The following is an 18,075-nucleotide window of genomic DNA, read 5'->3' as shown; positions in this document are numbered from 1 at the left end:
TTCGGGGACGTGGACGTACCTCACCGGGCAACGCGAGGCTCTGACGTGGTGCAGTCCGCCGGAGAAGGGGTCACCGTGGCCGAGGCGTTCAATTTCGACAACATCAACGAGGCGACGTACAACGACGCCAAGGCAGTCACGATGAGTATCGACTCGGTCGATCTCTTCTACAACGTCGCGCTGAAGGTCCAGCAGCAGCGCGAGGACATCATGGCCTCGTTCGAGCGGATCGGTACCGCCTGGAAGGAGCTGAAGCTCGGCTGGACCGGCAAGTCGGCGGAGGAGCAGGAGAGCTTCGGCAACGCCTACTCGGCCGTGGTGTGGGAGTTCTTCGGCTCGGAGGACGACCCGGACACCGAGGAGACGGAGCCGGACAAGACCGGCGTGGTCAACCAGTTCGCGAGTGGCCTGAAGGCGGCCGCGAACGGGTACGCCCAGGTCGAGTCGAACCTGAAGGTGGCGTTCGAGATCTTCGGGGACCAGCTGCTGGAGCAGGGTCCGCCGCAGGGCGATTGGGACAACTACAAGCCGCTGGGCGCGACCTGGGAGTTGCCGGACGAGCCGACGGCCGGCAAGGACTTCGACGAGATGACGCTGGACGAGCAGGAGGACTTCTACAAGCAGGGTGGTCACCGCGACCAGGACTCCCCGCCGGTCTCGTCGGAGGCCACCACCGACGGTGACCTGTGGTTCGAGAACGGCGACACCGTCAAGGGCGAGTGGACCTGGACCGAGGAACGCGACGGCCCGTACGACCTGAAGATCACTGTCGAGGACGGCGCGACCTGGACCGGCCAGCCGAACGACAAGGTGAAGGTCGAGTGGGTGCACGACGACAGCGGTGAGAAGGTCGAGGGGCAGTGACCCCGCCGGTGCCGGCGCCCCGGGTGGGGCGCCGGCACCGGGCCCGGTTCACGGACAGGTGGTGACCCAGACCGCCATCTCGTCGAAGAGTGCCCGGTCCGCCGGGCTGGTCGCCCGGTCCCGCCACACCTGCAGTTCGCGGATGATGTCGGCGCGGCCGCCCGGCCCCTCCGGCAGGTAGACCGAGTTGTCGTAGATCGCCTTCTTGACCTCGTCGTCGCCGGCCCCGGCCAGGCGCTTCTGGATCGCGTCGAGCACGGCCCGCGCGGCGCCCGCGTCGTGCGTACCGTAGGTGACGGCCTTGAGGTCCTCGAGTGCCTCGGCCCGGGTCTCCGGCGGCTGGCGGAGCACCGACGGCAGGTCGGGCAGCGTCATCACGTCGCCGCCCTTGGTGGCGGCGAGGAAGTGCACCGCGGTGTCGAACCGGCCGGTGTCCTCGTCCAGCAGCTCCAGCAGCTTCGAGTGCGCGCGGAACTGCTCGGCGTCGAACGGCAGCGCGGCGATCTTCGGCCGGAGCGCCTTGAGCGCGCCGCCGTCGGCCCGCAGTTTCTCGCGCAGCGCCATCGGGTCGCTCAGGTCCATCGACAGGTACGCGCCGAGCACCGGTTCGACCCGGGTGTCGGCGTTCGCGCGCTGCAGGTCGCCCACGGACTTCAGCGACTCGCGCGTGACGTCCTTGAACGGTGGCACGACGGTGGTGCCGTCCGGCCCGGTCGCGGTCCACTTGCGGTCGAAGTCGAGGCCGCCGCCCATGGACTGCCGGATGACCGGCGCGCCGAGTTTCGCGGCCATCTCGTCCAGCGCCGTGCTCACGCCGCCGTAGTTGAAGATGATCGGCGCCGGCTCGCCGTTGCGCAGGTGCTGGAACAGCATGTCCCCGGCGCGCAGCAGGACGCGCTTCTCGGCCCGCGCCGGGTCGCGCCGGTACCGGGTGTCGCGCGGCTGCGGGCCGATCACGACGACGGACTGCCCGATCGCCTCGGCCGCGGTGGCGAGCTGGCCGAGCAGCGGCTCCAGCTCCCGGGGTACGGTCCCGGTCCCGGAGCGGCCGCCGGTGACCAGGTCGACCGAGCGGCTGCCGCCCGGGCCGAACGTGTGGGTCCGGGTCACGCCGGCCGGCGGCACGATCGGGGCCGGGACCGCGCCGGCCGGTGTCGGGCCGGTCCCGGTGAGGTCGGCCGGTGTCAGGTCGGCGGGCAGCGTGGTGATCCGGGTCAGTTCGGGCGTGTCCGGGAACACCGCGGCCCGGCCGGTGCCGAGGTCGAGGTAGGAGCCGCCGGCCGAGTCGTGCACGGCCACGAACACCTGCGACTCCGCCGCGCCCTGGCCCCGCACCTCGACCAGCGAGTAGGTCGCGTCCGGGTGCCCGGCCACGTGGGCGAGCACGTCGCCGTACCCGCCGAGCGTGATCATCGGTGGCACGCCGTCCCGGGTCAGGTGCTCGGGTGTCAGCGGCCGGCCGCCGGCGAGCAGGCCGGCGTGCGCGAACTCGGCCAGCGCCGCCGGCGTACCGAGCCGTTTGCCGCCCTCGACCGGGACGATCCGGCCGCTCGGATAGCCGCCCGCGAGCGCCTCGGCGCGCACGTCGTCACCGACCGTGGCGAACGGGTTCTCCGCCCAGGCCCGGTCGGCCGGCTCGACCTTCACCATGATGGCGGCGTCCCGGCTGACCGGCCCGGACGCGTCGGAGAAGACCACCCGGTTCGCCAGGAACGGGTGTGCGCCCACCGGCTGCGCGAACCGGCTGATCGGGATCTCCACCGGCAGGCCCATCATGTCGGCGCGGGCGCCGAGCTCGTCCAGCGTCATCCGGACGTTCTCGCTGCCCTTGCCGAACAGCGGCCGTTCGACGACCCGGTCCATCGCCTCGCCCGGGATGCCGCGGAAGTACTGGTACATCAGCGCGCGTACGGCCCGGACCTCGGGCGGGACCTCCCCGGTCGGGCGCGCGACACCGCCGTCCCAGCTGGTGGTGGCCGGGCGGGTGTCGGTGAGCGCGGAGCGCATGCCGAGCCCGAACGACACGTACGTGAAGCGGTCGACGCTGGGCAGGTTGAGCGCCTCGTCGACCAGCCCGTCCCGGCCCATGCTCGAGGACGGTGCGTTGAAGATGTGGTTCCCCGTGTTGGTGGGCATGACGTGCTCGAGGCAGATCGCGTCCATGTTGCGTGGGGTGAGGGTGAGGGGCTCGGTCACGAGGTGCCTCCGGTCAGCAGTTCGTCAGGATGTGCGTGGCGACCTCGATCGACGTCGCGAGCCGGGGGTTGGTCACCCGCATGGCGTCACGGAGCGTGTCGAGGCGGCCGATCCACGCGGTCCGGTCGATCGGGTCGACGCAGTTCGGGTTGCGGACCTCCTTGGGTGCGTCGACGGGCCCCCGGTAGGCGGAGGTGACGCCACCGATCCGGTCCATGATGGCCCGCTGCGGCGTCCCGGTCGCCATCGGATCGCCGTCGAGTGCGGACGGGGGCAGGCGCAGCAGGTCGACGATCGCCTCGAAGACCGTAGCGTTCGCCTTGTCCGTGGGGTTGACCGCGGTCGCCCGGACCAGCGAGAGCCCCTGGTCGTGGGTGAGCGCGCCGCTCATCATGAGCGCGAACAGCAGGCCGTCCATGGCGAAGCGCTCCATGCGCGGCCCGGAGGTGGACAGGTAGTCGTAGACGAACCCCGCCGTGGCCACGTCGCGCGGGCCCACGGTGGGCCGCGCCTCGATGTCCAGGATGGAGGTGGCCGTCGGCCGCAGCCGCTCGGCGCCGGGCCCGGGCAGCGCGCCCGCGGCGCGGGCCACGTCCAGCGCGGTCCGGAACGCGGCCAGGCGCGGGTTGCCCCGGCCGGTGTCGAGCAGCCGGTTCAGCGCGTCACCGGACTCCGGCGCGTGCAGCTCGGCCAGGTGCGCGCGGTGGAAGTCGGCCGCGGCGGCCCAGGTCTCGGACATCGTCCAGGCGCCGACCGGACCGGGCAGGTGCATGCCGCCGTCCGCGGCCGGGGGCCGGCCGGAGAGCTTGCCGGCGTCCTCGAAGAGCGACGCGCTGAGCCGTGCCTCCATCCGCAGCCCGTCACCGTCCGCGGACTGCAGCAGCCAGACCGGGTCCCAGCCGGCCGTGGTGAACTGGATCAGCACCGGGCCGTACCGGGCGCGGAGCGCGTCGAACTGGGCGGCGGTCGCGTTGGTGGTGACCACCACCGGCGACACCCGCATCCGGGTGAAGCCGGTCAGCACCTCGTCCAGCTGGTGGACGACCGGGCCGTACTGCTTCGCCGTGCCGCTGAGGTCGACCGCGACCACCGGCCGGCCGGCGGCCTGCCCGAACCGGCGGATGTCGGCGGCGTGCGAGGCGAGCCGGCCCGTCCACGCGCCGAGCAGCCGCGGTGCCATCGCCGGCAGTGCACCGGCCGGAGCGGCTTCAGCCGGCGCCGGCTTGGGTGGCGTGACGGTGCCGAGCACGTCGGCGAGCTGCTGCTCCGCGGTACGCCAGGGGGACGCCGCCGTGAGCCGGCCGGCGCCCTTCTGGGTCGGTGGCAGCTCGGCCAGCGTCTGTCCCCTGCCCACCGCGCCGGCCGGCAGCAGGGCGGCCAGGTCCGCGACCGCGCGGCCGCGCTCGTCCAGCAGCATCACCTCGGTGTCCGGGCCGGTGAACAGCTCCTCGTGGGTCGGCCGCCGGTTCGCCGTGTCCCGGTCGGCCGGCGCGGCCGTGGTCGCCCGGGACAGGTCCGCGACCGGCCCGGTGAGCAGGCCCTCCTGCTGACTGTCCAGCCAGCGCATCCCGCCGTTGCCGGTGGACATGAGCCAGAAGATGTGCGCCGGCCCGCCCGCCTGCCGGGACGGCGTCTTGACCAGCGCCATCGTGCCGGGCCGGGCGACCATCGCGTCCCACAGCGCCTGCGGGGCGTTCAGCTGGGTCAGCCGGCCGCCGAGCCGCTCCAGCAGCGTCGCCACCGTGGGCCGGCTGAGCAGGTCGGTCTCGGCGCTGCCGTTGCTGGTCCGGCGGTGGACCGTGATGAACGCGCCGTACGCGCGGATCACGCAGTCCTCCGCCGGCACGGTGGCCGGGTCGCCGCGCAGCTCCACGTCCCTGGTCCAGCCCTTCAGCCGGTCCAGCGCCGCGTCGCGCTGCCCCGGCCGGCTCAGGTCCGGCGCGGTCACCGGGCCGGTCAGGAACCGGGTGAGGTCGGCCCGGCGCTGCTCGGGCGTGTGCCGGCTCAGGTCCGGCACCGTGGCGCCGCCCCGCGCGGCGGCGTAGAGCTGGGCGTGGTGCGCGATGTCGATGCGCGGCCCGGTCTGGGTGAGCCGGTTGGTGGCCTCGTCCGGGCGCGGCGCCTCCATCAGGCCCGGGAAGTCGCGCAGGTAACGGGCGGTGTTCGCGGACGGCAGCATGACGATCATGCCGTACGGCACGTCGCTGCGGATGTGGGAGCGCTTGTTCGCCTCCTCGCCGAGCAGCGTGACGTCGAACCAGTAGTAGTCGTAGTCGCCCTTGCGGAACATGTTGTGCTCGACGTAGTCGCCGGCCGAGTTGTGGAACTTGGTGTCCTGGTCGCCGCCGGCCTCCCGGCCCGCGCCGCCGGTCGCCCGGTCCGGGCCGAACGGGCCGCCGATCTCCAGCTCGAACGGCATGACGTGGTAGCCGCGGCTGGTCTCGTGCTCCCGCTCGTTCTCGGTGGCGGACTCCGGGAAGCTCATCGAGTTGTAGCCGCCGCGGCTGAGCCACCGGCCGTTGCGGAGCACGGCCTGGGTGGTGAACCGGTCGCTGCGCGCGCCGGGGACCACGTAGTCGCCCCGCAGCAGGTTCGGCGCGTTCGCCCGGACGTTGCTGCGGTTGAACTCGATGCCGAGGCTGACCCGGGGCGTGGAGAGGTCCTCGTAGTGCGGCACCGCCGGTGGGGTGTCGAACCGCTCGGCGCCGCGCAGGCGGGACGCGGGCAGCCAGGTCAGGAACTCGTTCATGTTGAACGCCTCCAGCGCCTGGATGCCCTCGGCCTTCGCCAGCTCCCTGCTGAACGCGATCGCCTGGGCCAGGTCGGCCGGCGGGTTCTCGGTGAACGAGCCGTTCACCGCCTTCGTCGTGGGCGCCGGTAGGTCGGTGCGGATCCAGTCGCCGCTGGCGCCCGGTGCCGGCACGACGCGGGGCAGGCCCATCGGCGCCCGGCCCTGCGGCGCGGTCAGGTGCGACGGGGTGAGCAGCCGCAGCCGTCCGGTCCGGGTCAGCGTGTTGCCCGGCTTCGGTGCCTCCTTGAAGACCGAGCGCCAGGCCGTGTGCAGGACGCTGTTCGTGATCGCGTCCGAGATCGCGGTGCCGGCCCGGCGCGCCTGCCCGCCCGCGGCCTGGAGGCCCCGGCGCGCCTGGCCGTCCAGGACCATGTCGACGCCGGATATCACCCGGGAGCCGGCCTCGGCGAACAGCGACAGCGCCTCGACCTGGTCCTTGGACTCGAAGAACTCCACCTTGTACCGCACGCCGGCGCGGAACTCCTGCGCGTCCGCCGTGCTGGTGGTCGCGCGGCGGATGTCCCGGTCGGTCTGCTGCTCCAGCGTCCGTGACTTGCTCTTCGACTCCCAGCTGGCCTGCATCACGCCGGTGAACCGGGTGCCGTCCGGTGCGGTGCCGCGACCGTCCGCGTGCACCGACTTCTTGATGCCGGTCTCGGTGGTCCGGCCCTCCTTCGTCTGCTTGAAGGCCTGGCCACCCGTAGTGATCTTGACATCCGGGCGGGGCCGCTCGTAGACCAGCGGCTCCTCGCCGGCGGTCAGCCGGACGCCGACCCGGCGGATCGAGCCCGCACCGGCCGGCAGCGTGATGAGCAGATACAGGCCGTCGGTACGGACGGTGTGGTAGTTCGCCCGGACCGACGCGTTGCGGAACAGCGACTCGACCGCCCGCCTGATCGTCAGATCGTTGCCGTCCACGTTCATCGCGGTCAGGTGCTGCTGGATCGCCGGCAGCACCTGACGGGCGTCCAGCCGCTCCAGGTGCGAGGAGGCGAACGACACGTCCTGGTGGATCGGCGTCAGCTCCTGGGTCTTCGCGGCCGGTGCCTTCAGGTCCGCGGCCGGCACCGGCAGACCGAGATCCGGCAGCACGGTGTGCGGCGTGGAGGTCTCCGCGCCGCGCCGGATCTTCGTGATCCGCCGGTTGCTCCACATCCGGCCGTCCTTGGCGCGCTCGTAGGTGAGCACGTAGAACGCGTCCATGTTGTGCGTGTAGCTGCGGCCCTCGTAGGAGGCCATGTTCAGCTCCAGGCCGCCGGCCATCTGGGAGCGTTCGTGGCCGCGCGCGCCGACCGCGCCCAGGCTGCCGCCGAAGCCGATGTAGTTGCCGGTGCTGCTGGAGACCTTCTGGCCGTCGTGGTCCGCGGCCTCGTGCGCGCTGCTCTCGCCGGACGGGTCGCCGTGGTGGTCGTCCTGCGGCGTCTTGCCGTGGTCCTGCTCCTTCGGCGGTCCGGTCTTGCCGCCGACGGTGAACAGCACCTCCGCGCCGGCCATGGTTTCACCCTTGCTGGCGGAGTGCCGGTCGCCGACCGCCCGGTTGTCGGCCTCGACGTACTGCTCCAGTGCGGGCTTCTCGGTCGCGTGGCTGTAGGCCGCGTCGCGCAGCACCAGGTTGACGCGCATCTGGCGGGTGAAGCCGTCCCGGGACTCCAGCGGCACCACGTAGCCGGTGCGGGTCAGCAGCTCGGCCGCGTGCGGCTCCAGGAAGTCCGGCGTGATGCCGGTGGCGAGGCCGTCCTCCAGCCGGCCACGGTCGCCCCGCTCCGTGATCTTCTGCAGGACGAGGTCCACCTCGTGGTCGGCCAGCGACGTGAAGTCCGAGGTCCGCACGAAGTGCCCGGCCTCGGCCGCGACGTGCCGCACCCGGTTGAGCCACACGTAGACGCCGTTGATGCCTTCGTCGATGCCGGGCACGACGCCGGGCGCGTCGTCCGCCCCGCCGAGGTAGGCGTTGACCGCGTCGATCTCCTCCGCGGTCGGGCGGACCGCCGCCTCCGTGTCGTCGACCACCGCCGTCCCGGTCGCCGGCCGCGGATCGGCCGGCGAGATCGCCATCGGGTCGGTTCCGGCCGGCGGCGCCGTGGTGGCCGGCGCGAGGTCCTCGTTGTTGACCCGGACCGGCGTGTAGACGTCGTCGCCGGACAGCTCGCGGTGGACGGAGCCGACCACCTTGCCGTCCGGGCCGACCGCGGTGAGCGTCGCCTCGTACCGCGTGCCGTAGGTGAACTTGGTGACCTCGCCGCCGGTCTTGCGGCGGCGGTACTCCTTGAACGCCAGGTCCGCGCTGAGCGCCTTGTCGACGTCCCGGTTCAACCCGAGCTCGATGAACTTGACCCGGGCACCGAAGAAGTTGGCGAACTTGAGGCGGACGGTGCCGTCGAGCCCGGTGCCGAACTCGGTCGAGTGGTGCTCGTGCACCGTGTAACCGGCCTGGCCCTTGCCCTGGACGTCCATGGTGATGTCCTGCTCGGTGCTGATCTCACGCAGCTCGTCGAGGATGCCACCGACGTTGACCTGGAACGTGTACCCGCCGAACTTGATCTCGTTGGACACGCCGCCGTCGTAGAGCGTCCGCTGGCTGCCGCGCAGGCCGGGCGTGCCGAACTTGAGCGCGATCTCCCGGGCCAGCTGCTGTGCGGTCGGGCCCTTCGGCAGCAGGCCGAGCTGGCGCATCTGGTGCTCCAGCACGTCCGCGACCAGCTGCACGATCTGGTCGGCGCCGGGCATCTCCTTGACCGTGCCCGGGCCGAGGCCGGCGCGGCCGGCGAGCGCCATCGGTTCCCGGGTGGGTGCGGTCAGCGGCGTGAGCGGCGCGCTCATCCGGCCGTCCGCGTGCAACACGAACCGCTGGGTGCCGGCCGGGGGCGGCGCGGACGAGCCGGTGGCGGACCGGGCGGGTACGCCGGGGCCGAGCGTCTGGCCCGGGACGCGGTGACCGTCCATCTGCAGCAGCTCGACCTGTGGGGCGTCCCGGAACCGGTCGCGCAGTGCGGCCGGCACGCCGGGGCCGAGCTGCACCTGGACGTACCCGCCGCGGTCCACCGCGAGGAACTCGTCCGCCCGCCCGGCGGCCAGGGCCGGGTCGGTCCGGGGCGTGAGCGGCCGGAACGCCAGCGGGTTGAGGATCAGGTCGCCGACGACCGGCCGGGTGACCGTGCCGTCCGCCGCCGTCGTCACCGCGCCGAGCCGGTAGGCGCCGAGCACCACGCCCTGCGGGTCGACCAGGTACCGGAACCTCGCGTCCGTCGCCTGCCCGGCGGTGTACGTGAGGGCGTCGCCGGCGAACCGGACGATGGCCCGGTCCCGCGGCCGGAAAGCCGGTCCGCCGGTCTCGGAGGGCAGCCGCGGCCGGTACATCAACCCGTACCGCTCGGGCAGCTCGTCGCCCTGGATCTGGATCTCGACGGTCTCGTGGACGGACTTCACGAACAGGTCGAACGCGCCGTTCATGCCCCGCTCGGTGAACGGCGCCTCGGGCGCGGGCGCCGGCGCGGGCGGCTGGTACGCCGGGTTGGCGACGAACCGGGTCGGCGGCCGCGTCATGACCGGCTGCCCGGTCGCGTCGAGCACCGCCGTGTTCCCGTCGTCGGTCCGCGGGACGGCTACGCCGGAGAGTTCCCAGGCGCCCAGTACGGCGCCGCCGGTGTCCACCAGGTACCGGAACCGCACCGGCACCGCGCCCGGCGTGAAGTCGCCGGCCGCCCGCACGATCACGTTCGTGGCGTTCAGCGACGCCAGGCCCGGCGGCAGGCCCGGGTGACCGTCGACCGTCACCTCGACCGGGCCCTTGCGTGCGGCCGCGAGCAGCTCGTGCGCGTTCCGCATGCCCTTCTTGCGGAACGGCTGCGGCAACGACGGCGTCGAGCGGATCGCGGCGCCGACGCGGCTGTGCGGGTTCCGGACGGCCGCGACCCACCGCTTCGGGTTGAGCCGGCCGCGCCGCACCGGCCCCTCCGGCATGCGGAACTTCTCCCGCACCACCGGGTCCGACATGGCGTGCGCCTCGAAGATCGCGGCGCGTTGCTGCGGTATGCCGAACTCGGTGGTGATCGGCGCGTCGACGTCGACCGTGCCGCGGTTCGTGTGCAGGCGCAGCGTCAGGTTGACCGTGGCCCGGTAGCGGACCAGGTCGTCCTTGCGCATCAGCGCGGTCTTCGCCTGCGCCTGGGTGCCGACGCTGCGCTTCACGCTGCGGTGCCAGCGCATCTTGATCGCGTCCCACCGCGGCATCACGATGTGGTGGCCGACGTGCAGCGGGAACTCGACACCAGCCCGGAAGCCGGCGCCGGAGCCGACGCCCCGGGAGACGCCGCGGGTCACGGTGGCCGCGATGTCGTTCCGGATCATCACCTGCGAGCTCTTCGTGATCCGGCGCAGCTCGGTCAGCCCCGAATCGACCGTGACGTGCCCCTCGAAGTGGTCCCGCCGCTTGACCGGCGACGGGATCCGGACGTCCTTGAGGCCGAGCTTGCCGAGCGGCAGCGTGATCCTCGGCCGCTTCGACAGCGGCACCTTGAAGAACGGCGACACCCAGCTGCCCGTGGTCCACCACTGGTTGCGGTCCTTGCCGGTCTTCTCGTTGAACATCTCCTCGCGCAACTCGTGCACGGTGCGCGCGGCCTCGGCCTTGGACAGCCCCATGTCCGGCTCCATCAGCCGGTGCCACAGCCGGGTCAGCAGCCCGTCGAAGTCGGCCGCGTTGACGACGTAGTCCTCGGCCTCCAGCGCCTGCGGGTTGCGTACCGGATCCGGCTCACCGATCGTGGTCGAGTGCGCGTCGTCCACCGTGGACAGCTTCTGCGGCACCGCGAGCAGCACGTGTTTCGGCAGGTCGAACGCGAGAATCCGGGTACCGTCGACCTCGATCTCCAGCTTGGTGTCGGTGTCGAAGTCGTACACGTCGTTGAGGAGCGCCCGGTTGCCGGACTGCTTCTCGAACGTGACCGCCTCCTGCCACTGCCGCTCGCCGTCGAAGCTGAGCCGCAGGATCGGGCCGAGGATGTGGTCCATCGTCTCGTTGGCCACGTGCCACAGGAAACTCAGCGGGCCGACGACGTTCCAGCCCCTGGTGCCGCCCCAGGCCCGGCCGGCCGTGGTGTCGCCGTACTTGCTCTTCTGGTGGTCGACCTCGGCGTCGTCCTTCGGTGCCGGCTCGCGGTCCGTCATCCGGTCGGGACGCGCGCGGACCCGGACGAAGTGGTCGCCGATCATCCGCCCCGCGCCGACCTGCACCAGCCGCTGCCAGTCGTTGTTGGCCTGGTGCGGGTCCCGGTCCCGGAGGAGCTCGTCCAGCCAGGACAGCAACGCACCGGCGTGGACCTGGGCCTGCGGCGCGAGCCTGCGCACCTCGTCGCGCAGGCTCGCCCGCTGCGCCGCGCTGATCGTGCCGACCTGCTTGACGTGAGCGTCGCCGAGCACCCCCAGCTCCCGGGTGAACCACGACGGGTTCGGCGGCCGGACGTGCGCCGCCGTGGCCTTGACCGTGGCCTCGGCCTCGGCGGCGTCGCGCAGCGCGTCCAGCGCGTCGCGCGTCGCCGGGTCCGACCACCAGTCGCCGGTCACGGTCGCCCCGGGCGCGACGACGCCGGCCACGAACCGGTCCCGGGCCGTCTGCTTCGCGGCCAGGTCGGCCGCGAGCGCGGCGACCCGGTCGGACGTGCCCGGGGCCGCCGACGCGTCCCGGAGCGCCGTGTCGGCGGCGGTGACGGCGTCGGCCAGCGCCTGGTACTGCCGGACCGCGTCGTCCCGGGCCGTCTCGGCCTCACCGACGACCGCGGTGAGCCGGTCGTGGGCCTGCGTGACGGTGACCGCGCCGGCCTCGTCGGCGTCGAGTTGCCGGATCCGCTCCTCCGGCACGTCCCGGCCGCTCACGGTCACCAGGCGCCGGATCCCGGCCTCGATCGCGTCCTCGTCGATCCGGATGCCGGTGCCGGCGGAGCTGAGCGCCGTCACCTCGTCGGCGACGCGCCGCAGGTAGGCGAGCCGGCCGACGTCGGCGGCGCTGACGCCGGCGCCGCGCCCGATGATCGCGTCCGCCTCGGCGCGGGCGGCCGTGCCCGCCGCGTGCTGCGGCGAGTCGTGCCGGTCCGCCTCGGCGTAGCGGTCGGCCCGGGTCTCCAGGTCGGTCAGCGACATCCCGGCCCACTCGGCCGCCTGCTGCCGGTAGTGGTCCACCTGCGTCTGGATCGCCGCGCGCCGGCCGACCGCGGTCTGCGCCGCGGCGCGCGCGAGGGTCAGCCGGCCGGTCAGGCCGGGCAGCGCGTCGGCGAGCGCCTGCCGCTGCGCGGTCCGGTCGGCGATCTCCTGGTTGAGCACCTCCACCCGCTCCTCGGCGGCCCGGCGCTGCCCCTCCAGGTCGGTGATCTCGCGCCGGCGCTGCCGCTGCTCCGCGTCGATGCCGCGGACCACGCCGTCGGCGCGCTCGACCGCGTCCCGCAGCGCCGGCAGGCCGTCCGCGGTGTCCGCGCCGCGCAGCGCCGCCCGCGCGTCCTCGGCCGCCTGCCGGGCGTCCCGCATGCGCCGGTCGAGGTCGAGCAGCGCGGTGCCGGCGGTGTCCAGCAGATCGTCGATCCGTTCCATCCGCGCGGTACGGGTGGTGATCTCGGACTGCCGGGTGGTGATCTCCCCGGCGAGCGCGGCCTGCCGCGCCGGGTTGGCCTCGACCTGCCGCTCCAGGTCGTTGACGACGCCGCGCTGCCGGTTCCAGTCGGCGTCGTACCGGTCGCGCACCGTGGTCAGCTCGTCGACCAGGGAGTCGGTCGCGTCGAGCTGCGTGGTGAGGTCGTCCGACCGCAGGCCCTGCGCCGCCGCGATCAGCGCGTCCACCACGGGCACCGGGTCGGGCAGCAGGGTGTCCGCGTTCGCGGTGGGCGGGGCCATCCGCGGCCGGGGACGGGTCGGCAGCAGGCCGGCCTCGCTGCGGCCGAGCGGCGCGTCGATCAGCGCCGACGCCAGCCGGCCGGGGACCGGCCGCTCCGTGACCGGCCGTTCGGACGCGGGCGTCCAGTCCAGCGCCGGGGTGTCGGCGAGCCGGACCGGGCGGGAGGCCTCGCCGAGCCGCCACTCCGGGACGGCGGACTCGGTGAGCCCGAGCGCGGCGCGCAGGTCCGCGGGCAGCGGCACGGTCCGCACCTGCGGGCCGAGCTCGGCGTCACCCACCATGACGACGTCCGTCACGGTGCGCACCCGGCCGCGCAGCTCCGGTTCGGTCAGGAACGGTTCCAGCAGCTCCCGCCACACCGCGTCCCGGTCCGCGAAGCCGGCCACGACCGGCGCGACCGCGGGCAGGTACAGGTCGCCCTGGCGGAACCGGAGGTGCCACACCAGCGTGGCGGCCAGGCCGGGCAGCACGGCCGGCCGCTCGTGGTCGCCGTAGCCGCGGACGGGCTCCAGCGGGTCCGCCCGGTACCAGGCGCCCGCCTGCCCCATGGTCACGGACCGCAGTCCGGGCAGCTCGCCGTCGGCCGCGCGGTATCGCGGGTCGAGCCGGTCGCCGATCCGGTCGAGGATCTGCGGCCCGCCGAGCCACATCGCCAGCTTGCGGCGGATGTCCGTCGCTGGCTGGTCGACCAGGTCGAGGCCGCCGTCGTACCCCCGGAACAGGTCCCAGATCGGCGCCATCAGCTCGCGCTGGGTGCCCGCGTAGTTCTCGCTGATCAGGTCGCGGAACGCGCGGACCGCCGGGTGGTTGCGCGCGCCCAGCACGCCCGAGACGTTGAACGCCCGGCCGGTCTCCGGGGTGGACGGTCCCTCGTGGACGGCCCAGCCGTGCGCCTCGAAGAGCCTGCGCACCTCGGCGGCGAACGCGCCCGCGTCCTCGATCGCGTTGTCGCCGTCCGTGTAGAACCCGCCGAAGTCCTCGATGATCCGCCAGCGGAGCACGTCCGCCGCCGCGCTGAACCCCTCCACGGTGTGCGTGCCGAGCTGCGTCAGGAACTCGTCGTCCAGCGGGTTCGACGCGTGGTAGACGTCCTGGACGGAGATCACCCGGAGGCCGTTGTCGCGCGCCCACGCCAGGCCCGCCGCGGTCGGCGGCTCGGTCACCCACAGCGTGGTGAAGTAACCCTCGCCGGCCAGCGCCCGGGCCTGCTGTGCGGCGCCCGCCATGAACGTGGCGGCGGTCGCGTTGTCCGGGGAGATGGCGGAACCGGCCCAGACCATGGGTACGTGCAGCGGCATCTCCTGGCCGGCGGAGTTCCGCAGCACCGTACCGTCGTCGGGCAGATCCTCCAGCGTGACCGGCCCGGTCCGCGCGGTGAGGTCGAGCCGCTGGAGGTACGCGTCCACCTGACCGGTGCCGACCGCGGACGGTGGCCGGGCGAACTCCGGGGCCGGCGCCTGCGCGCGCGCCCGGAAGAAGTCCCGGCCGAGCGCGGGATGGCCGGCCGCGGTGTGGTCCATCCCGGCGCGCAGCGCGCCCCGCGGCTCCGGGACCGGGTTGCCGCCGTCGTCGGTGATCATGATCCGTGGAGGGTCCGACGGCCACGCGGTGAGCTCGTCCACCGGGAGTGCCACGGCCGTGCCGTCGATCGCGGCCGCGAAGTCCCGCAGGAGTTCCGGGCTCGGCACTCCCCCGCGCTCCCAGGAGATCACCGCCAGGTCGCTGCCCAGCCGCGCGGTGATCCGGCCCAGCTCGGCCGGGTCGAGCAGCACGGCCCCCTCGACACCGTCCTGGACCGCGGGCACGCGGACGTACCGCCCCTGCTGTTGCAGCGCGACCACGGGCCGGTGGGCGTCCGCACCGGTGTGCGGCAGCCAGTTGATGCCCTGCATCCGCTGCCACTCGCCGGTCGGCACCAGCATCAGCACCGGCCGGCCGGAGACCGAGGTCTCGCGGATCAGCAGCTGGATGTCGTTGCCGATCCGGAAGCCGCCCAGCCCGTCCGGCACCAGGCTCCCGCCCGGCAGTTCGCCGACCGGCCGGGGCGCCTCCGTCATCGGGTTGTGGTCGGCCTTGTCCTCGGCCGCGTACTTCATCTCGCCGATTCGCACCGGCATGCCGACCTGCGCGGAGATCCGGCGGGCGACGTTGCCGGCCCAGCGGATGGCGTCGCCGGGCCCGGGCGTGCGTACCAGCAGGCTCATGAACCGGCCGGACTTGGTGTTGACGTCCAGGATCCCGCCCGCCGGCAGGATCAGCCGGAGTTCCCCGCTGGTGCGTCCGCGCGCCGCCTGCAGCAGCGCCGTGATCGTGCCGCTGCCGGGAACGAGGTGCTCCTCGGCCGCGATCGCCGGGTGCCCGACCGTGTTCAGCGTCTCCACCACGTCGTCCAGCGTCAGCCCCGGGAACTGGCTCTCCCAGGCGGCGTGCAGCGCGGCCAGCTGATCCGCGCCGACCACGGACGACCGTTCCAGCTCGGTGACCGCGGCGACGGCGTCGTGCAGCGCGTCGGCGAGCTCGGCGGCCCGGTCCGGGGTGGCCGCCCGGAGCGCCGCGTCGGCCGCGTCCCGTGCCCGTATCGCGGCCGGGAGGTTCTTGTTGACCGGCACCTCGCTGGCGACCCAGATCCGGCCCTCGGTGTCGGTGAAGTAGTGCCACTCCGCGTCCGGGCGGTCCTCCAGCATGTACGGCCGCAGGTCGGACAGCGCCATCCAGGCCGCGGGCCGGCGCAGCAGCGCGAACGGCACCGCGCCCTTCTCCTTGATCACCGCGTTCTGCCACGGCGGCGGGGGCGGCGCCTTCTTTTTCTCCTTCCCGGAGTCGGCCGCCGGCTCCTCCGGCGGGGCCGTCGCCACCGCCTCGTCCACCACGACCACCGGCTCGTCCGCCACGACCGCCGTCTCAGCCGCCAGGGCAGCCGCCTCGGCCGCCGCGGCGGCTGCCCTGGCAGCCGCGGCAGCCGCCTCGGCCGCCGCGGTTCCGGGGGCCGGCGTGAAGATCGGGTTGCCGGACGGGGGCCGGGCCGGCTCGCCGTCCTCCACCTCGGGCGTCGCCGGCATCAGCTTCGGCTCGCCGGCGAGACCGTAGACGTCGCGTTCCTCGTCCTTGACCTTCTTCGACCAGACGGTTTCGCCGTACTCGCGGTCGAGGCTGACCGCGCGCCGCACCAGCTCGTCCACGTCCACGCTGAAGACGCGGAGGATGTCGTCGAGTTGCAGCTCGCGGGAGAAGCCCTCGAACCACTCCCGCATCGCGCCGGGTGCCAGGTTCCGGCCGGACGGCAGCATCTCCAGGTACAGCCACTCGGCGAAGTTGGCCCGGAAGCGGTTGATCCGGGAGTCCGGGAGCTCCAGCACGGACCCGCCGTCCCGGTAGGCCTCCTCGGCGTGGGTCGCGTCGGCCAGCGAGTTCGTCCCGGCCGGGTACGACGGGTCCATGGTGAGCAGGTTCGCGTACCCCTCGGCCGCCTCGATCCAGGCGTCCAGCGCCCCGGTCAGCTCCCCGGGGTCACCGGCGTTCGCGGCCCGCTCGACCCGGGCCAGGTGCTCCGGCCAGTCGACCGGCACGTCGAGGCGCTGCAACTGCGCGGCCTCGGTGTGGCGGGTGCCCTCGAACGCCGGGCCGGCGCCGAGCCGTACCGTGCGCAGGCCGAGCCGTTCGGAGACCGCGCCGACCTCGCTGGACAGGCCGACCACCGTGGCCTGCCGCCCGGTGTTCAGCGCGGTGAGGACGTCGTCGAGCTGCCCGGTCCGCGTCAGGTCGATCCCGTGCGCGGCCGCCCGGTCCCGCAGCGCGAACAGCTCCGGTGCCCGGTCGCGCAGCCCGCCGGCCGGGTCCGGGCCGATCAGCAGCACGCGGCCGGCCGGGTACTGCCGGCGCAGCCCGTCGACCAGGCCCTCCAGCACGACCGGCGTCAGCGCCGGGCCGTCCTGCCCGGCCAGCGGCCCGCCGCCGACCGCGGTGGAGAAGACGAAGACCGGCTCGGCGCCCGTGAGGTCCAGCGCGTCGACGAGCGCGGCGGCCGGGTCCGACCGGACCGGCGGGGCCGGCGTCGGCGCCGCGACCGGGGCGAGCGCACGCACCGTGGTCGGCACGCCGTCCGGGTCGAGCACGGTGACCGTGGTGCCGGACGCGCGCAGGTCCCGCATGCGCGGGTCGTCCGTGACCTTCGGGTCGAAGCGGGAGACCGGCTGGTTGTCCAGCTCCGGGTTGACCCAGTACACGCCCTGGTCCAGCGAGACCAGCCAGCGGAGACGGTCCTCCTTCAGCCCGGTCCCGCCGCTGCGGACCATCGCGAACGAGCCCGGCACGGCCTTCAGCGCGTCGTGCAGGGTCTTCGCGGCCGATCCGCCGGCCGGCCGGAACGACGCCAGCCGCTCGCCGGCCGCGGCCGGCGCGAACGCGTTCACCACCTCGGCCGTGGTGAGCGGCAGCACGGACCGGGTGAGTGTCTCCAGGTCCAGCACCCGGTCCAGGGCGGCGCCGTCCAGGTCACGGTCCGCCGTCGTCGGCACGCCGACGCGCGCGCCCGGGTCCGCGACGGTCGGCACGCCGGCCAGCGCCAGGCCGAGCGCCATCTGGTACGAGGCGGCCACCGCCGACGGCATCCCGGCGTCGTCGAACACCGGCCGTACGCCCAGCAGGTCACGCAGCCGGGACGCCTCGTTCAGCAGCGACCGGACCCGCTCGAACCGGCTGAGCGACGCGTCGACCGCCAGCCGCGCCGCGCTCTTGAGCGTCTCGCGGGCGGCGGCCTGCGCGCGCGGCAGCACCCGGATGCGCTCCGGGATGCCGCCGGTCTCCAGCCCGTGCGCGTCCACGCCGACCACGATCGGGTCCAGCTCGGTGCCGTCCCGGAACGCGGCGTCCTTCTGGATCCCCAGCGATTCGGTCAGCTTCCGCCATTCCGCGACGTCGGCCCGCTCGCCGGCCGTGGAGCCGATCACCAGCCCGCTCCGGGCCGCCGGGTAGAGCGCCTGCAGCGTGGTCCGGACGCGGGTCACCGAGGCCGGGTCGGCGATCGTGTTGTCGCTGAGGAACACCAGCGTGCCCTGATTGAGGCGACTCACGTTCATCGCTTTCATCAGCGATCCGCTGTCGACCGGAGCCGTCATCGGTCCGTCATGGAAGTAAACGCCCGATGGAATCGGAATGAATCGGCCGTCGTCACAGATCTGAAAGAAGGCACTCGAGCTGCGCACGGCTTCTCCCCGACGGTGTGTGACTCATCCGAAACCCGTTCTACGACATCGCTGAACCGCCGGTTCACGAGCCGAATTGAACCGTTGTTTAAGGAGAGTCAAGCGCAGAGTTCATCAGGCATGAACGAGACCGCGGGCACGGG

At 73.6% G+C, this 18,075-nt stretch carries 3 protein-coding genes; 1 reads left to right on the top strand and 2 read right to left on the bottom strand.

The genetic code is table 11. The annotated features are described in order from the left end of the window. Window positions 1-75: 75 nt before the first annotated feature. Window positions 76-864, top strand: coding sequence for a hypothetical protein (locus tag J2S44_RS30630; RefSeq protein WP_310420950.1), 789 nt, complete (start codon window positions 76-78; stop codon window positions 862-864). Between the two features lie 48 nt (window positions 865-912). Here the strand turns inward: J2S44_RS30630 and J2S44_RS30625 are convergent, their stop codons facing one another. Both J2S44_RS30625 and J2S44_RS30620 read right to left on the bottom strand, forming a co-directional pair. Next, window positions 913-3,060: a hypothetical protein gene (locus J2S44_RS30625; RefSeq protein ID WP_310420948.1), complete on the bottom strand. Its 2,148-nt coding sequence runs from the start codon at window positions 3,058-3,060 to the stop codon at window positions 913-915. A gap of 13 nt (window positions 3,061-3,073) precedes the next feature. After that, window positions 3,074-17,800, bottom strand: a complete 14,727-nt coding sequence (locus J2S44_RS30620) for a hypothetical protein (RefSeq protein ID WP_310420946.1) — start codon at window positions 17,798-17,800, stop codon at window positions 3,074-3,076. Between the last annotated feature and the right edge of the window lie 275 nt (window positions 17,801-18,075).

It is taken from the genome of Catenuloplanes niger (genome assembly GCF_031458255.1).
GTDB lineage: Bacteria > Actinomycetota > Actinomycetes > Mycobacteriales > Micromonosporaceae > Catenuloplanes > Catenuloplanes niger.
The sequence above is the reverse complement of the archived record's forward strand: the minus strand, read 5'-3'. Positions and strand labels throughout refer to the sequence as shown.